The sequence below is a fragment of the Lysobacter sp. TAB13 genome (assembly GCF_052113885.1).
GTDB lineage: Bacteria > Pseudomonadota > Gammaproteobacteria > Xanthomonadales > Xanthomonadaceae > Lysobacter > Lysobacter gummosus.
In genome coordinates, this window is the sequence record NZ_JBFRDR010000001.1 from 361,532 (window position 1) to 379,187 (window position 17,656).

Below are 17,656 nucleotides of genomic sequence, written 5' to 3' on the forward strand. Positions count from 1 at the left end.
CAACGGACAGGGCAACCCGCCATGAGCAAAGCCGCCAAGACGCCTCCGCCGGCCAAGGCCGGGACCAAGCCGACCGCGAAATCCGCCGGCCGCGGCAAGCCCGCGCTGCGCGAAAGCCGGCTCGATGCGCAGGAACACGCCTACCCCAAGCCGGCGCGCAACAAACACGGCGCATCGGTCAAGGAGCCCTCGCCCTTGCAGGCCTACAACGCCCCGGCCACGCTCAACGGCTACGTCGCCTACCTGCGCAGCGCCAGCCCGTTGCAACGCGTGGAGGCCGAACGCGAAGGCGTGCCCGCGCAGGTGGTCAAGCACATGGCGACCAGCATGGACCTGTCCGCGGTGAGGATGTTCAACATCCTGGGCATCGCCAAGGCCACCGCCGAAAGCAAGGCCGCGCAGCACGCGCGCATCACCGGCGCGAGCGGACAGGCCGCGCTGGGAGTGATGCATCTGCTCGGCATCGCCGAAGCCATGCTCAAGGACAGCACGGCGCCGGACGCGCGCGACTTCGATTGGGCCAAGTGGCTCGGCAGTTGGATCGAGCAGCCGCAAGCCGCCCTGGGCGGACAGAAGCCGGCCGACCTGCTGGACACGCCGACCGGCTTGAGCGTGGTCGCGCGTCTGCTGGGCTCGCTGGAAAGCGGCGCGTATCAGTAGTGCGCCGCCTTGAGCGCAACCGCATGAGCGGTATTTCGCCGATCCGATCCATTGCCGCAGGGATGAGGCCGCAACCATGAAACTTTGGCGTATCGCCGGCGAAACCCGCGCTTATCGCGCCGACGATCTAAGCGGCGCGGGCGCGGCCAAATTTCCCGGCCGTTGGAACGACGACGGTCAGCGCGTGCTGTACACCGCCACTTCGCTGGCGTTGGCGGCGCTGGAAACCGCGGCGTATGTGGATTCGCACGGCCTGCCCTTGAACCGGCACGTGGTGTCGATCGAGGTGCCTGCGGCGGTGTGGAAGGCGCGCATCCAGATGACGCCGCAGGACCTGCCCGGCGGCTGGGACGCGGTCCCGGCCGGCATGGCCAGCGTGCGGATCGGCTCGCAATGGTTGAACAGCGGCGCGTCGGCGATCTTGCTGGTGCCGTCGGTGATCGTGCCGGAGGAGTACAACGCGCTGATCAATCCGGAGCATCGCGATGCGAAGAAGCTGCGGGCGGTTACGGGGCGGAAGTTTCAGTACAACGTGGTGTTTCGGGCGCCTTGAGGGGATGGGTGAGGTTTGAATTTCGATTCGAATTCGAATTCGAATTCGGAGGTTCGGATTCGCAGGTTGGGATTTGAATTCGAGTTCTGACCGGAGCCCACGGAATTCGGAAACCGCGCGCCCACCTACCGTCATTCCCGCGAACGCGGGAATCCAGCGACTTCAAGCGTTCTCGCACGAAAGGCCCTGGATTCCCGCGTTCGCGGGAATGACGGTCTTGAGAGATGACGCTGAAGGCTCTGGATTCCCGCCTTCGCGGGAATCACGAACTGGGAAGATGGCGCTGAAGTCTCTGGATTCCCGCCTTCGCGGGAATGACGTTCTGGAGGAATGACGCTAAAGGCGCCGCCGGCCATCCCTGGCCCATCTCCATCCCTGCACAGCATCCCTGCCCGCCGCGATCCTCCCTGATCCCGCATCCCTGCCCCACCCGCACCACGACGCACTCCATCGCGCCGACACTCAACCCTCCTGCACCCGCATCCTTTCGAAACTGCCGTCCTGATGAAACAACGGCCCGAACCACGGATGCTCGACGTCGATGCTGACTTCGAAATGCTCCGCATCCAGATCGCGATGCACCAGCACGAAACGGCCCGGCCATAACGGCTTGGGCAGCGGCAGGCGCAGGCCGCGCCAGTGCAGGAAATAACCGTCGTCCACGAACACCAGCCGGTTCGGCAACACCTCCAGGCGCACGCGCATGCCCAGGCCGCCGCCGAAATGCTCCAGCAGTTCGCCGTTGTCGCCCAGGATCATGCGCGAGCGGAAACTGAAGACTTCATCGACGAAGTGATAGGTGCGGGTCTTGATCCAGCCCAGCCCGCGCGTCATCGGCCGCACGTCGAAGCGGAATGGCACCTCGTCGGCGTTCTGATGCGGCAGGATCCGCGCATGCCGGATCAGCCGCGCGAACACGCCGCCCAACCAGGTGCAGCGGACTTGATGCATGTTGCCGACGTACTCGGCCTGAGCTTCGCCGGGCACGAGTTCGAAACGCGCCTGGATATGCGGATGCAACAGCGACCAGCGCGCGCCGAGCGCCGCGCGCAACAGCGCGGCCAGATCGTGCGCGGCGGGCTCACAACGCGGTTTGTCGCCGGAACCGGCAAGTCCGCCGGCGCTGCTGACGCCTTCGCTGTTATCGCGAGGCAGGTCAATGGGATGCAACAGTTCCATGTTGGTCCTTTGGGTGTCCTTCACCCGAATAGAAAGAACGCGGATTGATGTCCAAACCGGCGTGCGCGGCGCTCAGGGCGCTGTCCAGGTCGGGATGGAGGAAGCGAAAGCGTTGATCGAGCAAGCGCTGCGGCGCGACCACGGGGCCATCGAGCAGCATCGTCGCCATCTCGCCCAACGCGAGGCGCAGCGGCGCAGCCGGCATGCGCATGAAGGCGGGACGATGCAGCGACCGCGCCAGCGCGCGAGTGAACTCGGCCTGGGTGCAACCGCCGGGCGCGACCAGGTTGTAAGGGCCGCGGATGCCGACGTGTTCCACCGCTTGCTCGACGAAACCCAGCACATCGTCCAGATGCACCCAGGCGAACCATTGCCGGCCGTCGCCGAGTCGCGCCGCGCCGCCGAGCGAAGCGGCCAGCGACAGCATCGGCAGCAGACCGCCGCTGCGATGCAGAACCAGTCCCAGGCGCATCGTCGCCACGCGCACGCCCTGCGCGGACACCTTGGCCGCGGCGCGCTCCCAGGCCACGCACAGTTCGCTGGGGAAATCGCCGCGCACCGGAGGCGGATCGCGCAGTTCCGGCGCGCTCAGCGCATGCGCGCCGTACACGCCGACCGCGCTGGCCTGCAGCCACAGCGCCGGCTTGCGTTGCGAACGCTCGCACCATGCACGCAAACCGTCGGTGGTGTCGATGCGGCTGGCGAGCAACGCGCGCTTGCGCGCCGGCGACCAGCGCGGACCGACCACCGGCGCGCCGGCGAGATTGATCACCACGTCGATGGCTTCGTCGTCGCGCAACTCGGCGGTGTCGGCGATGCAGCGCGCGCGGCCGCCGAAACGCAGCGCGGCGCGGCGCGGATCGCGGCTGAGCACGGTGACGCGATGCCCGCCGGCCAGCAATCCTTCGACCAGCGCGGTGCCGATGAAACCGGTGCCGCCGCTGAGCAAAAAACCGCTCTGCGGATGCTCGGCCAACAAAGCGCGCGGTGCCGGCTCGGCGGCGTTGGCGCGCGCGGCCAATCCGTCGCGCAGCGCCGACACGGCGATGCCGATCGCCGCGGCGGTCAGCGCCCACGACGCCCATCCGTGCGAATTCGCAAGCAAGGCGCTCGGCGCGGACCAGTCGGCGCGGGTCGCCAGCGCGTACACCGCGAACATCGCGCCGCCGTTGACGGCCAGGATGGTGTGCAGCACGCGCTCGGTGCTCGGCAACAGACGGGTGGCGTCTTCGACCACGAAGTCCCACAAGGTGATGCCGACTTCGATCAGCACCAGCGCCCACACCGCCGCCAACCACGCGCCTTGCGGCTTGATCCAGGCGAATATCAGGAAGAGGAATCCGTACACGAAGCCGCGCGCCGAATGCAGCTTCAACTCCAGCGCAGCGCTGCGACGGTTGGCGAGCTTTTCCATCAACTCGTGATGGGCGATGGTGTCGATCGCGCCCAGCGCGACCTGCAGCAGCAGTAAAGCGATGAACAAGCGTTCCATGGCGCGCCTGCCTCAGTAGTGCGTGGGGCAATGGCCGTCGTCGCAATGCGGCGCGGCGTCCTGGCCGGCTTCGCGATACCCCAGCCAGCGCGATACGCGATGCCGGTTCGGCGCGATCCAGCGGTAGGCACGCGCGGCCAGGCGGCCGGCGCCGGGCACGCGCAGCGGCCAGGTCAGCCAGCCCAGACCGACCGCGCGATACGCCTCGGCGATACCGGGCACGCCGATGCGCCATTCGCCGTCGGCGCCGCGCACGTGCAGCGAATTGCGCAGCGCTTCGAGTTCGAAGCCCCATTGCGCGGCGTCGAACTGCGGGTCGGCGATATCGACCAGACGCAAGCGGTCGTGGCGGTCGCCGGCCTTGAGCCGGTGCATCTCGGCGCGGCACAGCGGGCAGGCGCGGTCGTACAGGGCGATGACTTGCATGCTCGCGAGCTGGCCCGGGGTGGAATCGACGCTCATGATCTTCTCCTACAGTTATTTCGGTAATGACAGAAACTTGCGGGCAAAAAAATGCCGGCGCGCGCTCAGGACGCGCGCTCGCCGGGCTGGGATCGGGTTCCGCCCTGGATTTCGGCGTCGGTGTCGGCCGGGACGTCGTCGTCCTCGAACAACACCCCGCCGCTCTCGCCGGCCTGCGGCTGCGGCAACGGCTTGACCGGGCCGCGCACGAATTGCTGGATGCGCGCGCCCATCTTCAGCAGCTTGATCAGGGTCTTGGGATCGAGGCGGTTCATTTCGTCGATCCAACTGGTGCCGGTCTCCATGAACTCCAGCACTTCGCGCATGCGCTCCAGGGTGCGGCGGTCGCGCGGATCGTTCTGGTCCGGCGCCACCGCGGCGTTGTCGCTGTCGAGCACGGCGGTGCGCAGCATGCTCAAAGTCGGCTCGATCTCGCGCCGGCGCCGCTCCTGGACCACGGCGCGGAAGATGTCCCACACGTCCTTGTAGGTTTCGAAGTGGTCGCGGCGGTCGCCCAGCACATGGCTGACCCGGGCCAGATTCCAGCCCTGCAATTCCTTGAGGCTGGTGCTGACGTTGGAACGCGCCAGATTGAGGGTTTCGCAGATCTCGTCGGCGGTGATCGCGCGCTCGCTCAGGAACAGCAGGGCGTGGATCTGGGCGACGGTGCGGTTGACGCCCCAACGGCTGCCCATCTCGCCCCAGTGCAGGATGAAACGTTCTTGGAGCGGGCTGAGCGCCATGGACTTCTCTTATTTCTGTTTAGACAGAAATTAAAGAACGAACCGGGGTGAGTCAATGGGTCGCAGCGACCGTTGGTCGGCTCGTGCGCGCGGTGAGGATCGCGGCCGCGCCTGGGCTGGCCGACAAGTCGCTTTATTTCAATCATTTACGCCCGATTTGTAAGCTGTTTGCGTGCCGAAGGCCGCGTCTCAATCGGCGAGATCGTCCACGCCCAAGCTGCACACCGGCCGTTTTATTACTAATATTAGTACATGAGCCTGACCGACCTCCGCCGCGCCCTGCTGATCTACCTGCACCAGCGCATCGCCGCCGATGGCCTGCCGCCGTCGCAGCAGGAGATCGCCGCGCACCTGGGTTTTCGCCAGAACCGTTCCGCCGGTTATCACCTGCAGGCCTTGCAGGCGCAGGGGCTGATCGAACTGCTGCCGGGGCGCGCGCGCGGGATTCGCCTGCTGCAGGCGGGCCTGCTGCAGATCGGGCTGCCGCAGGACGAATCGGCCGCCGCCGAACCGAACCGGCATCCGGCCTTCGCCGCCAACGACGACAGCCGCCTGTCTCTGCCGATCCTCGGCCGGGTCGCCGCGGGTTCGCCGATCGGCGCCGATCCCGACGCCGACACCCATGTGCTGATCGACCGCCTGTTGTTCTCGCCGCGCCCGGACTACCTGCTGCGGGTCAAGGGCGACTCGATGCGCGAGGACGGCATCTTCGACGGCGATCTGGTCGCCGTGCACCGCACCCGCGATGCGCGCAGCGGTCAGGTCGTGGTCGCGCGCATCGGCGATGAAATCACCATCAAGCGCCTGCGCATCGACGCCGACGGCATCGCCCTGCTGCCGCGCAATCCCGATTACGAACCGATCCGCGTCGCGGCCGATGCCGACTTCGCCATCGAAGGCATCTACTGCGGTCTGGTGCGCAGCGCCTGAGCGCGGCCATGAGCAAACTGATCGCACTGGAAACCCTGATCAGCAGCCGCAAATTGTGGCGCGGCCAGCCGGCGAATCTGGCGCCGTCCTCGCAGCCGACCGGCCACGCCGCGCTCGACGCCGCCCTGCCCACCGGCGGCTGGCCCGAGGCTTCGCTGACCGAACTGCTGCTGCCGATGCACGGCGTGGGCGAGTTGCGACTGATGTGGCCGGCGCTGGCGCGGCTGTCGCAAGGCTGGCCGCCGCAAGCGCAGGCCATGCCGGCGAAGTCCGCGCGCGCGCAGGCCTCGCATGCGTTCGATGGCGGCGGCATCGTCGTGCTGATCGATCCGCCGTTCGAGCCGTATGCGCCGGCCTGGCGCGATGCCGGCGTGGCCTTGTCGCGATTGCAGATGATCCGCGCGCGCGGCCGCGACGCCTTGTGGGCGGCCGAACAATGCCTGCGCTCGGGCGCGTGCGCGGCGGTGCTGTGCTGGCCGCAACGCGCGGACGATCGCGCATTGCGGCGGCTGCAGGTCGCGGCCGAAACCGGGCAATGCCTGGGCTTCGCCCTGCGCGACAGCAAGGCCGCGTTGAACCCGTCGCCGGCCGCGCTGCGCATCGCCATCGACGCTTCGCCGCGGCAGTTGCGCGTGCTCAAGTGCCGCGGCGGCAATGTGCCGACACGGCCGATTCCCTTCGCCACCACGACCAGTGAACCGACGCCGGCGCCGCTGCGGATTGCGCACGAACGCACCGCTGTCGTCGCTGCCGTCCCCACCGATCGCCCAGCCATCGTGTTTTCTGCGAAAGGCTTCGGCCCCGACGCTTTGCGCTCCGAAAGCGCCGAGCCCGCCGCCGCGCTCGAAACGATCAAGCCGCAACTCGCGATCGCTTCAGTCTCGATCTTTCCTGCACCACCACTCCAGCCACGAAGCGCCGAAGCCTTTCGTGGGAGAGGCTTAAGCTGCGACGCCGCGAACCCAGCCGAAAGCCCCGTCCCCGCGCCGCATCTCGCAGAAGTCTCGATCCTCCCCACCGCACCGCCCTCGCCCGCTCCGGCGGCCACGCGCTGAGTCCATCGCCATGCGCTGGGCCTGCCTGCTGCTGCCGCAAATGGCGATGGACGTGGTCCTTCGCAATCACCCGCATCCCGAGCGCCCGCTGGTGCTAGTCGATGGCCCGCACGCGCGCCGCCGTCTGCACGCGGTCAACGCCGCCGCGCGCGCGCTCGGCCTCAAGCCGGGGATGTCGCTGATCGCCGCGCACGCCATCGTCGATGGTTTCCAGATGGTCGAGCACGATCCGCAGGCGGTCGAACACGCGCGCAGCCTGCTCGCGGCCTGGGCCTACCGTTACAGTTCGCAAGTCAGTACCGAGTTCGCCCACGCCATCGTCCTGGAGATCGGCCGCAGCCGGAAACTGTTCGGCCTGTGGCCGCAGTTGCACAAGCGCCTGGGCGAGGAATTGCGCGAACTCGGTTTCCGCTACCGCATGGCCGCCGCGCCGAACCCGTATGCCGCCCGCGCGCTGACCAACCTCGCCGACGGATTGTTCTTCGACGACGACATGCTGCTGAGCGCGCTGGCCAAGATGCCGATCGAACGCTGCGGCCTCGACGCCGACGTCGTGCAGGCGCTGCAGCGCATGGGCCTGCGCAAGCTCGGCGCGGTATTCGCCCTGCCGCGCGCGCCATTGGCGCGGCGTTTCGGCCAGGACGTGCTGACCCGGCTCGACGCGCTGCGCGGCGAAGCCTCGCCGCCGATGACGTATTTCCAGCCGGCGGATTTCTTCGACGCGCGCATCGAACTCGGCCACGAAGTCGAATCCAGCCTGGCCCTGCTGTTTCCGCTGCGCCGCCTCACCGCCGACCTGTCCGCGTACCTGTCCGGCCGCGACGGCGGCGTGGCGCGTTTCAAGCTGCTGCTCGAACACGAGCACCATAGCCATCGCGAACGCATCGCCGACAGCGAAATCGCCGTCGGCCTGCTCGCGCCCGAGCGCGAGGCGGCGATGCTGTTCGAACTGGCGCGCGGGCGATTGCAGCACGCGCAATTGCCCGCGCCGGTGATCGGCCTGCGCCTGCTCGCGGAAGAACTGCCGCCGTTCGTGCCGGCGCGCCGCGATCTGTTCGACCCGCGCCCGCAGCAAGCCCTGCCCTGGGCGCAGTTGCGCGAACGCCTGCGCGCGCGGCTCGGCGACGAAGACGTGCACGGACTGGCGCTGCATCCCGATCATCGCCCCGAACGCGCCTGGCGCCGCGTGGTCGGCGATACGCCGCGTTCGAACAAATCAACCGCGCCGGCCATTGCCACCGAGGCCACCCGCCCCGGTTGGCTGCTGACCGCGCCCGAACCGCTGCGCGAACCGGTCGCGCGTATCCTCGCCGGCCCTGAGCGCATCGAATCGGGCTGGTGGGACCAGGACGATGTGAGGCGCGATTACTACCTGGTCGAAACCGCCAAGGGCCAGCGTGCCTGGGCTTATCGCGACGCTGGTGGCGACGGCGCGCTGATGCTGCATGGGTGGTTTGCGTGAACGCGCTACGCCCCGCCGTATCCGAGGCACTGCCGGACTACGCCGAACTGCATTGCCTGTCGGCTTTCAGTTTCCAGCGCGGCGCATCGGTCGCCGGCGAATTGTTCGCGCGGGCCAAAGCGCTGGGTTATCGCGCGCTGGCGATCACCGACGAATGTTCGCTCGCCGGTATCGTCCGCGCCTGGCAGGCCGGCAAAGACATCGAACTGCCATTGATCGTCGGCAGCGAAATCCGCGTGCACGGCGGGCCGAAGATCGTGCTGCTGGTGACGCAAATGGCTGGCTACACTGACCTATGCGGCTTGATCACGCAGGCCCGTAGACGCGCGAAAAAAGGCGAATACCTCAGCCTGGCCGATGACTTTCGCGAACGCAGCGCCCACCTGCTCGCGCTGTGGATAGCCGACAACGACGAACACGACGACGCCCATGCCGCATGGCTGCAGGCGCACTTCGACGGCCGGCTCTGGCTCGCGATCGAACTGCATCGCGGCCCCGACGACGACGCGCGATTGGCGCAACTCACCACGCTGGCGGCCCGCCACGGCCTGCCGGCGGTGGCGGCAGGCGACGTGCATATGCACGAACGCGCGCGCCGTCCGCTGCAGGACGTGTTGACCGCGGTGCGCCATCACACCACCGTCGCCGCGGCCGGCGAGCTGCTGTTTCCCAACGGCGAGCGCCACCTGCGCATCCGCAAGGCGCTGCAGGCGATCTATCCGGCGGCGATGCTGGCCGAGACGGTGAAGATCGCCCAGCGCTGCGCCGGGTTCGATCTCAAGCGCGATCTCAAATACCAGTATCCGCACGAACTCGTACCGGCCGGCCACAGTGCGAAATCCCTGCTGCGCGCCATGGTCATCCAAGGCGCCCGGCAACGCTGGCCCGGCGGCGCCAAGCTCAAGCATCTGAAACAACTCGTGCATGAGCTGCGAGTCATCGGAACGCTGGAATACGAATCCTTCTTCCTGACCGTCCACGACATCGTCAACCACGCCCGTTCGCTGAAGATCCTGTGCCAGGGCCGCGGTTCGGCGGCCAATTCGCTGGTCTGCTATGTCCTGGGCATCACCGAGACCTCTCCGGATCGGATGGAGATGCTGTTCGAGCGTTTCATGTCGGTGGAACGCAACGAACCGCCGGATATCGACGTCGACTTCGAGCATGAGCGCCGCGAGGAAATCCTCCAGTACGTATTCAATCGCTACGGCCGCCATCGCGCGGCGCTGACCGCGGTGGCCATCAGCTATCGCGGGCGCAGCGCGGTGCGCAGCGTCGCGGCCGCGCTGGGCATGCCGCAGGATCAGATCGCGGAGTTGTCGCGGATGCTGGATCGCTGGAGCGAAGACGTCCCGGAGCCCGGCCAGTTGCATGAACGCGGTTTCGATACGCAATCGGCGCTGCTGCGCAACGTGTTGTCGCTGAGCTCGCAACTGGTCGAAAACAACTTCCCGCGCCATTTGTCCCAGCACCCGGGCGGCTTCGTCATTTCCGAGCATCCCTTGCACACCCTGGTTCCGGTCGAGAACGCGGCGATGGACGACCGGACCGTCGTGCAATGGGACAAGGACGATCTGGATGCGATGCAGATCATCAAGGTCGATTGCCTGGCGCTGGGCATGCTCACGGCCGTTCGCAAGATCCTGAAGTCGCTGGAGGACCAGGGCCACGGCACGATCACGATGGATTCGATTTCGCGGCTCGGCGACGACAAGAACGTCTACGGCATGATCTGCAAGGCCGACACCGTCGGCGTGTTCCAGATCGAATCGCGCGCGCAGATGTCGATGTTGCCGCGGTTGCGGCCGCAGAATTTCTACGACCTGGTCATCGAGATCGCGATCGTGCGGCCCGGGCCGATTCAAGGCGACATGGTCAATCCGTATCTGCTGCGGCGCAAAGACCCGACCTTGGTCGAATACCCTTCCGAAGCGCTCAAGGGCGTGCTCAAGCGCACGCTGGGCATTCCGCTGTTCCAGGAACAGGTCATGCAGATCGCGATCGTCGCCGCCGGCTACTCGCCCGGCGAAGCCGATCAGCTGCGCCGCTCGATGGCGGCGTGGAAACGCCACGGCGGTCTTGAGCCGCATCGCGAGCGGCTGCGCACCGGTATGCTGGAACGCGGCTACACGGAAGATTTCGCTCACCGCATCTTCGAACAGATCAAGGGCTTCGGCAGCTACGGTTTTCCCGAATCGCACGCCGCCAGCTTCGCCCTGATCGCCTACGTCAGCTGTTGGCTGAAGCACTACCATCCGGCCGCGTTCGCCTGCGGCATCATCAATTCGATGCCGATGGGGTTCTACACCCACGGCCAGATCCTGCAGGACGTGCGCCGCGCCGGCGTCACGGTGCTGCCGGTGGACGTGCGCTACAGCGATTGGGACTGCACGCTGGAAGCCGCGCCGGGCGGCCGAGGCGGGCATCCGCATGCGATCCGCATGGGCCTGCGCCTGATCAACGGCTTCGACGAAGCCTCGGCCGACCGCATGTCCGATGCGCGCGCGCGGGCGCCGTGGCGCGATGTCGAAGACCTGTGCGCGCGCGCCGCGATCGATGCGCGCGTGCGCGCCCTGCTCGCCGACGCGGGCGCGCTGCGCGCGCTCGCCGGCCATCGCCATCGCGCGCGCTGGGCGATCGCCGGGGTGGATACGCAGTTGCCGCTGTTCGCGGGCGTGGCGCGCGACGAGGCGCCGGTGTCGCTGCCGCTGCCGAGCGCGGGCGAGGACGTGCAGGCCGACTACGCTTTGCTCGGCACGACACTCGGACGGCATCCCTTGTCGCTGTTGCGCAGCACGCTGCATGCGCGGCGTTGCCGGCGCTCATCGCAACTGTCCAAGGTCGAACACGGCGCGCGGGTGCGCTTCGCCGGTCTGGTGACGGTGCGCCAGCATCCGGAAACCTCCAGCGGCGTGACCTTCCTGAGCCTGGAAGACGAAGACGGCATGGTCAACGCGGTGGTCTGGCGCGACCTGGCCCAGCGCCAGCGCCGCATACTGGTCGAGTCGCGGCTGATGGCGATCGACGGACGCCTGGAACGCGTGGACGGCGTCCAGCACATCATCGCTTCGCGCATGGAAGACCTGACGCCGTTGCTGGGCTCGCTGACGACGCATTCGCGCGATTTCCATTGACCGGAACCGGCGCGATCCAGATTGTTCAGCGCGCCGCGTGCCGGCTCAAACGCTTCAGGCCGCGCGCCGCGTCGATAACGCGCCGGGCCTACTCCGGCCGCTCGCGCACCGGCCGCTTCGCCAGTTTGCGCTGCAAGGTGCGCCGGTCCACGCCGAGCATGCGCGCCGCCGCCGACACGTTGCCGCCGCATTCGGCCAGCACGCGCTGCATGTGCTCCCAGCCCTGGCGCCGCAGCGACGGCGGCTCGGCCGGCGGTTCCGGCGGCGGCGCCTGCGGCGACGGCGATTCGAACGCCTGCGCCAGCGCGTCGATGTCGAACGGCTTGGGCAGATAGTTCCAGGCGCCGCGGCGCATCGCATCGACCGCGGTGGCGATGCTGGCGTAACCGGTGGCGAGTACGATCCGCGCCTGCGGACAGCGCGCGCGCAGGTCGTGAATCAGCAGCAGGCCGTTGTCGGCGCCGAGCTTGAGATCCAGGACGATGCCGTCGGCGGCGAAATCCTCCAGCGCGGCCAGCGCGCTGGCTGCGTCGTGACGCGCCTGCACCTCGACGCCGCGGCGCGTCAGCATGCGCGCGAGCACCTGGCAGAACGCCAGATCGTCGTCGATCAGCAGCATGCGCGCGGGCAGGCTCATGGCGCCGACTGCGCGGCTGGAGACGACGACGGCGCGGCGAACGGCAGATCGACCTCGGTCACGCAGCCGCCGCCTTCGCGTTCCACCTGCCGCACCCGGCCGCGGCTGCGCTCGATGCCGGCCTTGGAAATCATCAGGCCGATGCCGAGCCCCTGCCCTTCATTGTCCAGGCGCGGACGCGCGGCGATCTGCGCCGGCCCAGCGCCGCGATCGAGGATGGACACGGTCAGCCAGTTCTCGCGCGCCTGCGTCGTCACTTCGACCGGCTCATCGACGCCGCGCGCGGCATTGGCGTCGGCGGCGTTGTTGATCAGGTTGATCAGCGCCTGCGGCAGGCCCGCGTCCACGCGCACCTTGCGCTCGGGCGCGCCGGGATGGAACACCGCGGTCGCGTTCGGCCGCAGCAGGCGCCAGCGATCGACGCAGGCGTGCACGAAGCCGTCCGCGTCTTCCAGCGTGGTTTCGCCGGCGGCGCCGCGGCGCGCCATCTCGGCCAGCGCGCGCACGTGATCGCGGCAATGCGCCAGTTGCGAGCGCAGCAGTTCGATGTCTTCACGCGGCGGCGGTTGTTCGCTGGCCATCCAGTCGTCCACCAGCAAGCCCATCGTCGCCAGCGGCGTATTCAATTCGTGCGCGGTGCCGGCGGCGAGCGAGCCCAGCGCCGACAGCGATTCGTCGCGGATCGCGCGTTCGCGCGCTTCCGACAGGCGGCGGCGCTGATCGCGCACGATGGTCATGAACCGGCTCAGCACCACCACCATGATTCCGGCCGAAAGCAGGAAGTTCACCCACATCCCGGTCACGTGCAGTTGGAAGTCGCTGCCGTGCATATGCGGCAGGTCCACGTGATGGCGCATCAGCCAGGTGTACAGCGCCGCGGTCAGCACGGTCAGGCCGAGCATGGGCGCGATGTCCAGGCCGATCGCCGCCAGCGCCACCGGCACCAGATACAGCGACACGAAGGGATTGGCCGGGCCGCCGGAGTAATACAGCAGCGCGGTCAGCGCCAGCTGATCGACCAGCAACTGCAGCACCAGCGCGCGCGGGCCGGCGTCGCGGTGGGCCAGCCACCACCAGTGGCTGAGCACGTTGAACGCGAGCAGGCCGGTGGAGATCGACAGCAGCGGTTCGGCCGGGATCGGCAGATTCAGGCGCTGAACCACGAACACCACGGTCAGCATCTGCCCGGCCACCGACAGGTATCGCAGGTAGATCAGCAGTTGCAGCACGGGGCGGTCCGCGGGAGACGAAGGCCGATTATCGCACCGCCCGGGCCGGCGGGCCCGCCGGGGCCGCTGCGACCGCGCGACGCATCCGCGCGCCGGCATGCTGCGCTGCGACGCCGGGCGATGCGTCCGGGTCAAGTCGGCGCCGGCGCGCGGGCCCTGCGCGCGACGGCCCCTGTCAATACCGACAGGTCGCGCGCGTGGCGACGGCGCGGCGCTATCCTCGATCGGCCAGGATGGTCTGGCGATACACAGGAATGTACGTCATGAAATCAAATGGATGGATTTTGATGAACGCCCTGCTGTGCGGCGCGCTCGCCCTGGCCGGCATGGGCCCGGCCCGCGCCGCGCCCGCGGCCGGCGCGCAGGCATTGCCGCTGGGCCCGGTGCTGTATTGCTTCGTCGGCCCCAACACGCAACCGCCGCCGCCGGGCAACCTGGGCAATTGCTCGACCTTCTACCAGGGCGCCAGCAGCTACAGCGCGGATTTCGACATCCGCAATCTGCCGGCCGGCAACTACAATTTCCTATGGACCAACGACAACGGCCTGGTGCTGCCGTGCACGACCAAGAGCTGCCGCACGACCTATCGCGGCGGCCGGCCGATCGTGGACGTGGTCAACGTCACCTATACCGACCTGGCCACCGGCATCGCGCGAACGCTGAGCCGCGATGTGCAGATCAATTCGCCGCTGTGAGCGATACGGCCGCGAGCGCCTGACCGCAAGCGGCGGGCTCAGGCCCGCCGCTTGTCCGCATCAAAGCTGACCGGCGATGCGGCGACAAGAAAAAAGCGGGCCCGAAGGCCCGCTTTTGCGTTACCACGCTATGCCGCCGCGCCTTTACCAGTCCGCTTGCAAGGTCACCCCGGAGTAAGCGGTGTAACCGAACAGGCCGACATAGAAATCGCCGGCAGGCGGGTTGTTCACCATGGCGCCCTCATAGCTGCCGTTGATAGCCGTGCTCATGTCGTAGCTGCCCAGGGTCGGCGGCTCGCCGTACTTGACCAACATGTCCGCATCGCCGCCGCCGCTGAGCGTCAAGCTGAAGCTCGGCGTGTTCGGCGGCACGGTGAAGCGGAAGTACCTGAAGGTGTTGACCGCGCCGCTGAGTCCGGCGATGGGCACGCCGCGACTCAGGGTCTGCAGCGCGGGACCACCTTCCATGCTAAAGCGGCGCGCCCACTGGCGCCGCTGACCGCCGTCGGCTTCGGCCCAGGTGACGGTGTATTGGCCATCCGCCGACATCACCACGTCGAGCGCATCCGGGTACAACACCGCCGAAGCCGGCGCGGTGTCGATGCGGAACTCCGCGCCCAGCGGCGTGCCGTCGGCACGGAACTCGCGTCCGTACACGTTCCATTGCGCGTATAGATCGCTGAACGACGAGCGCCGCGACCACACCGCGAGCACCCGGCCATCGCCGGCGATCGCGACCTTGGCCTCGGTGTGAGCCAGCGCCGCCGAACCGTCCGGATCACGGCCCAACAGCACCAACGGCCCGACCTTGCTGCCGGCGGCGTCGAAACGCTGCAAGCGAGTGGAGGTGATGCGGGTGGCGACAGTGATGCCGCTCCAGCCGAGCACATGCTGGCCAGCCGAGTTGGCCGCCAGATTGGTGGTTTCGCTGACCGCCTCGCCGTTGATGGCGCGCTCGGTCGGATCGTCGATCGATCCTTGCAAGGCGCCGTCGCGGTTGTAGCGGATCAGCCGGTGTTCGGTGCGGCCATTGATGTAGCGCATCAGGCTGACAGTGAACGTGCCGGCGCCGTCGATCGCCACGGCCCAGGAATGGACGTTGGTCGGGTTGGTGCCGCTGGCGATCAAGAACTCGTTGGTACGCGCGCTGCCGTCTCGGTTGAATATCCGCGCATAAGTAGAGTTGATGGTATCGCTGCCGGGCTGCGGGGCGTAGGTGTTGTAGACCACCACGAACATCCCGGTCTCGTTCATCGCCACCTGCAGGGTCTGGCCGCGAGTGCTGACCTGGAAGCGCGGAACGATCGGCGTGCCGTTGCGGTTGAATACCGTCGCGAACACGCCCTGGCTGGTGGCATTGGCGGTGACGTAGTTGCCGAGCCGGTCGCTGGCGATGTCGTTCCAATCCGCCTGCATCGAATGCGACGACAGCAGCTGGCCGCTGCGGTCGTAGCGTTTGACCGTTCCAGCCTGCAGGTCGGAACGGCCGACCAGGGTCAACAGGCTGCCGTCGCCGCCAGCGGCATAACGCGTCGGTTCGGTGCCCGAATCCAATCCCTGCAACACATAGGGGACGCTCAACGCCGCCGCCGACGCTGCGCCGCTGGTCAACACCAGGGCCGCGGCCAGCACGGCCAGCCATCTGCTGCGTGCACCACGAGTTTCCATTCGCATACTTGCTCCTTGGGTAAAGAAATACGCGCGTCGCACGCGCGCCGGCCCCATCTGGGCCGAGGTGGATTATCACCGATTTTCATGTCTGTTCTTGCGACCGCGCCTCGCCGCTCAGGCCGGTTCAAGCCGGCCAGGCCGCTGCGAAAAAGCGGCCGAAGCCCGCTTTGTATTCACCGCGACAAGCGCCGCGGAAGATCAGTAGTCCACTCTTACGCTGACGTTCGAATAGCTGGTGTATCCGTACAAGCCGATGTAGAACGTCCCCGCCGGCGGATTGTTGACCAGCGCGCCTTCGTTGCTGCCGTTGATCGCCGGGCTGATGTCGTAACGCGCCGGAGTCGGTTGGGCGCCATGCTTGATCAGCATGTCGGCATCGCCCGCGCCGCTCATGGTGACGTTGAAGTTGCTGGTTCCCAACGGCACGGTGAATTTCAGGTACTGCAGCGTTCCGGCCGCGCCGCTCAATCCGTTGATCGCCACGCCCGAGGTCAGCGCCTGCGCCGCCGGCTGATTATCCAGCACGTAATTGCGCGCCCACAGACTGGTCTGGCTGCCGTTGTACTGCTGCCACATCACGGTGAACTCGCCCGCGTGGTTCATCGCTACCGTGTGGCTCAGGTAGAACGGATTCGCGACAGGCGCGTCGTCGATCCGGAAGGCCGCGCCAAGCGCTGTGCCGTCCTTTGCGTACTGGCGGCCGTACAGGCCCCAGGGCGCGCTCGGATTGGAGGCGGCCGTGCGCGCGGCCCAGGTGACGACGAAACTGCCGTCCTCGGCTACGCCCACCGCGGGCAGGAACGGCTCGGTGGCCGAGGCATCGACCAGCACGTTGCCGCCCAGCAACTGGCCGCCGGAGGAGTAGCGCTGGAACGCGATGCCCTGGGTGTTGGTGTCGCGCGCATAGTTCATCCACGCGATGACCTGATCGCCGGATTGATTACCCGCCATGACCGCGTAATTGACGGTATTCGGCGGACTGGTGATGTAGCTCAAGGGCGCGATCACGTTGCCGTTGCTGTCGAAGCGGGTAGCGGCCAGACGCACGTACCAGAAATCGGGCGTGACGTGCAGCGACAGGTGGCTGAAGCGGCCGCTGGCGTCGATCGAGGAGCCCAGATGGGTGACCCAATCGCCGCCCTGGGCGACGAACTCGGGGCCGCGCGCGCTGCCGTTGCGGTTGAACACGCGGTAGCGGCGCGTGAAGCTGTTGGACGGGGTCTTGACCGTCCAGCTGACGGTGAATACGCCGTCGCTGTTCATCGACACGTAGGGCTGACTGAAATCGGTCATCGTGCCCTGGTCGATGCGAAAACGCGGAGTGATCACCGTGCCGTTGCGATCATAGACCGTCGCATAGATGCCGCCCTGCCCGACCATTTCCTCGGCCACGACATAATTGCCGAGGCGATCGGTCCCCACATCGGCCCATTGCACGCCGCTCAGCGCCTGCGCCGCTGGCCACAGCGCCGAGCCTGCCGGCGCATAGCGATTGATGTAAGAACTCGCCAGCAATACCGACTCGCCGCCGGCGCCGGTCACCGCGTGCAGATCGGACGAACTGGCCCCGTTGGGAATCCCGCCGGGTTGATACGGCGCCCCCAGCGCCCCGGCCTGGGCCGCCGACATGATGCCGGTCAGCGCGACCATCAAACCCATCGACAACCAACGCGTAGTGCTTGCTTTCCCCAAACGCATACAACCTCCTTGTGATGATGCTTCGCCGTCCGAGCGACGCCGACTCATAAGCGCGT

14 protein-coding genes and 1 pseudogene are annotated in these 17,656 nt (G+C 67.5%); 7 read left to right on the plus strand and 8 right to left on the minus strand.

All coding sequences use genetic code 11. From position 1 onward, the window contains the following. The first annotated feature begins 21 nt into the window (after positions 1-21). Together AB4Y92_RS01235 and AB4Y92_RS01240 are read left to right on the plus strand one after the other, a co-directional pair. Positions 22-660, plus strand: coding sequence for an antitoxin Xre/MbcA/ParS toxin-binding domain-containing protein (locus tag AB4Y92_RS01235; protein ID WP_441817984.1), 639 nt, complete (start codon positions 22-24; stop codon positions 658-660). A 76-nt stretch (positions 661-736) separates the two neighbouring features. Further along, positions 737-1,213 carry an RES family NAD+ phosphorylase gene (locus tag AB4Y92_RS01240; protein ID WP_441817985.1) on the plus strand — a complete coding sequence of 159 codons (477 nt, stop codon included), beginning with the start codon at positions 737-739 and terminating at the stop codon, positions 1,211-1,213. Positions 1,214-1,675: 462 nt separating this feature from the next. On the opposite strand, the gene AB4Y92_RS01245 is transcribed toward AB4Y92_RS01240, so the two are convergent. From AB4Y92_RS01245 to AB4Y92_RS01260, 4 genes are all read right to left on the minus strand, one after another. Beyond that, positions 1,676-2,392 carry a DUF4166 domain-containing protein gene (locus tag AB4Y92_RS01245; RefSeq protein ID WP_441817986.1) on the minus strand — a complete coding sequence of 239 codons (717 nt, stop codon included), beginning with the start codon at positions 2,390-2,392 and terminating at the stop codon, positions 1,676-1,678. Then, positions 2,370-3,884, minus strand: coding sequence for a TIGR01777 family oxidoreductase (locus tag AB4Y92_RS01250; RefSeq protein ID WP_441817987.1), 1,515 nt, complete (start codon positions 3,882-3,884; stop codon positions 2,370-2,372). The genes AB4Y92_RS01245 and AB4Y92_RS01250 overlap by 23 nt, the downstream gene beginning before the upstream one ends. A gap of 12 nt (positions 3,885-3,896) precedes the next feature. Then, positions 3,897-4,346, minus strand: a complete 450-nt coding sequence (locus AB4Y92_RS01255; RefSeq protein ID WP_441817988.1) for a thiol-disulfide oxidoreductase DCC family protein — start codon at positions 4,344-4,346, stop codon at positions 3,897-3,899. A gap of 65 nt (positions 4,347-4,411) precedes the next feature. Further along, complete coding sequence (locus AB4Y92_RS01260) at positions 4,412-5,089, minus strand: GbsR/MarR family transcriptional regulator (protein WP_441817989.1); 678 nt, start codon at positions 5,087-5,089, stop codon at positions 4,412-4,414. A gap of 252 nt (positions 5,090-5,341) precedes the next feature. Between AB4Y92_RS01260 and lexA the strand changes: the two genes are divergently transcribed. The 4 genes and pseudogenes from lexA to AB4Y92_RS01280 all read left to right on the plus strand — a co-directional run bounded on the left by lexA (position 5,342) and on the right by AB4Y92_RS01280 (position 11,670). Then, positions 5,342-6,019 carry a transcriptional repressor LexA gene (gene lexA, locus AB4Y92_RS01265; protein ID WP_441817990.1) on the plus strand — a complete coding sequence of 226 codons (678 nt, stop codon included), beginning with the start codon at positions 5,342-5,344 and terminating at the stop codon, positions 6,017-6,019. 8 nt (positions 6,020-6,027) lie between these two features. After that, positions 6,028-6,711: pseudogene (locus AB4Y92_RS01270) on the plus strand (hypothetical protein); the annotation flags it as partial. 373 nt (positions 6,712-7,084) lie between these two features. Further along, the gene (locus AB4Y92_RS01275) at positions 7,085-8,536 is read left to right on the plus strand and encodes a Y-family DNA polymerase (RefSeq protein ID WP_441817991.1); all 1,452 of its coding nucleotides are present in this window, start codon (positions 7,085-7,087) and stop codon (positions 8,534-8,536) included. After that, complete coding sequence (locus AB4Y92_RS01280; RefSeq protein ID WP_441817992.1) at positions 8,533-11,670, plus strand: error-prone DNA polymerase; 3,138 nt, start codon at positions 8,533-8,535, stop codon at positions 11,668-11,670. Before AB4Y92_RS01275 ends, AB4Y92_RS01280 begins: the two co-directional genes overlap by 4 nt. 88 nt (positions 11,671-11,758) lie before the next feature. On the opposite strand, the gene AB4Y92_RS01285 is transcribed toward AB4Y92_RS01280, so the two are convergent. Both AB4Y92_RS01285 and AB4Y92_RS01290 read right to left on the minus strand, forming a co-directional pair. Further along, positions 11,759-12,307, minus strand: a complete 549-nt coding sequence (locus AB4Y92_RS01285; protein ID WP_441817993.1) for a response regulator transcription factor — start codon at positions 12,305-12,307, stop codon at positions 11,759-11,761. After that, positions 12,304-13,536 carry an ATP-binding protein gene (locus AB4Y92_RS01290; protein ID WP_441817994.1) on the minus strand — a complete coding sequence of 411 codons (1,233 nt, stop codon included), beginning with the start codon at positions 13,534-13,536 and terminating at the stop codon, positions 12,304-12,306. Before AB4Y92_RS01290 ends, AB4Y92_RS01285 begins: the two co-directional genes overlap by 4 nt. A gap of 287 nt (positions 13,537-13,823) precedes the next feature. Between AB4Y92_RS01290 and AB4Y92_RS01295 the strand changes: the two genes are divergently transcribed. Next, positions 13,824-14,231: a hypothetical protein gene (locus AB4Y92_RS01295; protein WP_441817995.1), complete on the plus strand. Its 408-nt coding sequence runs from the start codon at positions 13,824-13,826 to the stop codon at positions 14,229-14,231. Positions 14,232-14,375: 144 nt separating this feature from the next. Here AB4Y92_RS01295 and AB4Y92_RS01300 read toward each other — a convergent pair whose 3' ends face one another. Beyond that, positions 14,376-15,899, minus strand: coding sequence for a PPC domain-containing protein (locus tag AB4Y92_RS01300; protein WP_441817996.1), 1,524 nt, complete (start codon positions 15,897-15,899; stop codon positions 14,376-14,378). 201 nt (positions 15,900-16,100) lie between these two features. Then, a complete protein-coding gene (locus AB4Y92_RS01305; protein WP_441817997.1) occupies positions 16,101-17,600 on the minus strand; it encodes a PPC domain-containing protein in 1,500 nt (499 codons plus the stop codon). Positions 17,601-17,656: the final 56 nt, after the last annotated feature.

What these genes read in the sequence shown, in the direction of transcription:
- AB4Y92_RS01235 (WP_441817984.1), top strand. Translation starts at nt 22, where the DNA reads ATGAGCAAAGCCGCCAAGACGCCTCCGCCGGCCAAGGCCGGGACCAAG.
- AB4Y92_RS01240 (WP_441817985.1), top strand. Translation starts at nt 737, where the DNA reads ATGAAACTTTGGCGTATCGCCGGCGAAACCCGCGCTTATCGCGCCGAC.
- AB4Y92_RS01245 (WP_441817986.1), bottom strand. Translation starts at nt 2,392, where the DNA reads ATGGAACTGTTGCATCCCATTGACCTGCCTCGCGATAACAGCGAAGGC.
- AB4Y92_RS01250 (WP_441817987.1), bottom strand. Translation starts at nt 3,884, where the DNA reads ATGGAACGCTTGTTCATCGCTTTACTGCTGCTGCAGGTCGCGCTGGGC.
- AB4Y92_RS01255 (WP_441817988.1), bottom strand. Translation starts at nt 4,346, where the DNA reads ATGAGCGTCGATTCCACCCCGGGCCAGCTCGCGAGCATGCAAGTCATC.
- AB4Y92_RS01260 (WP_441817989.1), bottom strand. Translation starts at nt 5,089, where the DNA reads ATGGCGCTCAGCCCGCTCCAAGAACGTTTCATCCTGCACTGGGGCGAG.
- lexA (WP_441817990.1), top strand. Translation starts at nt 5,342, where the DNA reads ATGAGCCTGACCGACCTCCGCCGCGCCCTGCTGATCTACCTGCACCAG.
- AB4Y92_RS01275 (WP_441817991.1), top strand. Translation starts at nt 7,085, where the DNA reads ATGCGCTGGGCCTGCCTGCTGCTGCCGCAAATGGCGATGGACGTGGTC.
- AB4Y92_RS01285 (WP_441817993.1), bottom strand. Translation starts at nt 12,307, where the DNA reads ATGAGCCTGCCCGCGCGCATGCTGCTGATCGACGACGATCTGGCGTTC.
- AB4Y92_RS01295 (WP_441817995.1), top strand. Translation starts at nt 13,824, where the DNA reads ATGAACGCCCTGCTGTGCGGCGCGCTCGCCCTGGCCGGCATGGGCCCG.
- AB4Y92_RS01300 (WP_441817996.1), bottom strand. Translation starts at nt 15,899, where the DNA reads ATGGAAACTCGTGGTGCACGCAGCAGATGGCTGGCCGTGCTGGCCGCG.
- AB4Y92_RS01305 (WP_441817997.1), bottom strand. Translation starts at nt 17,600, where the DNA reads ATGCGTTTGGGGAAAGCAAGCACTACGCGTTGGTTGTCGATGGGTTTG.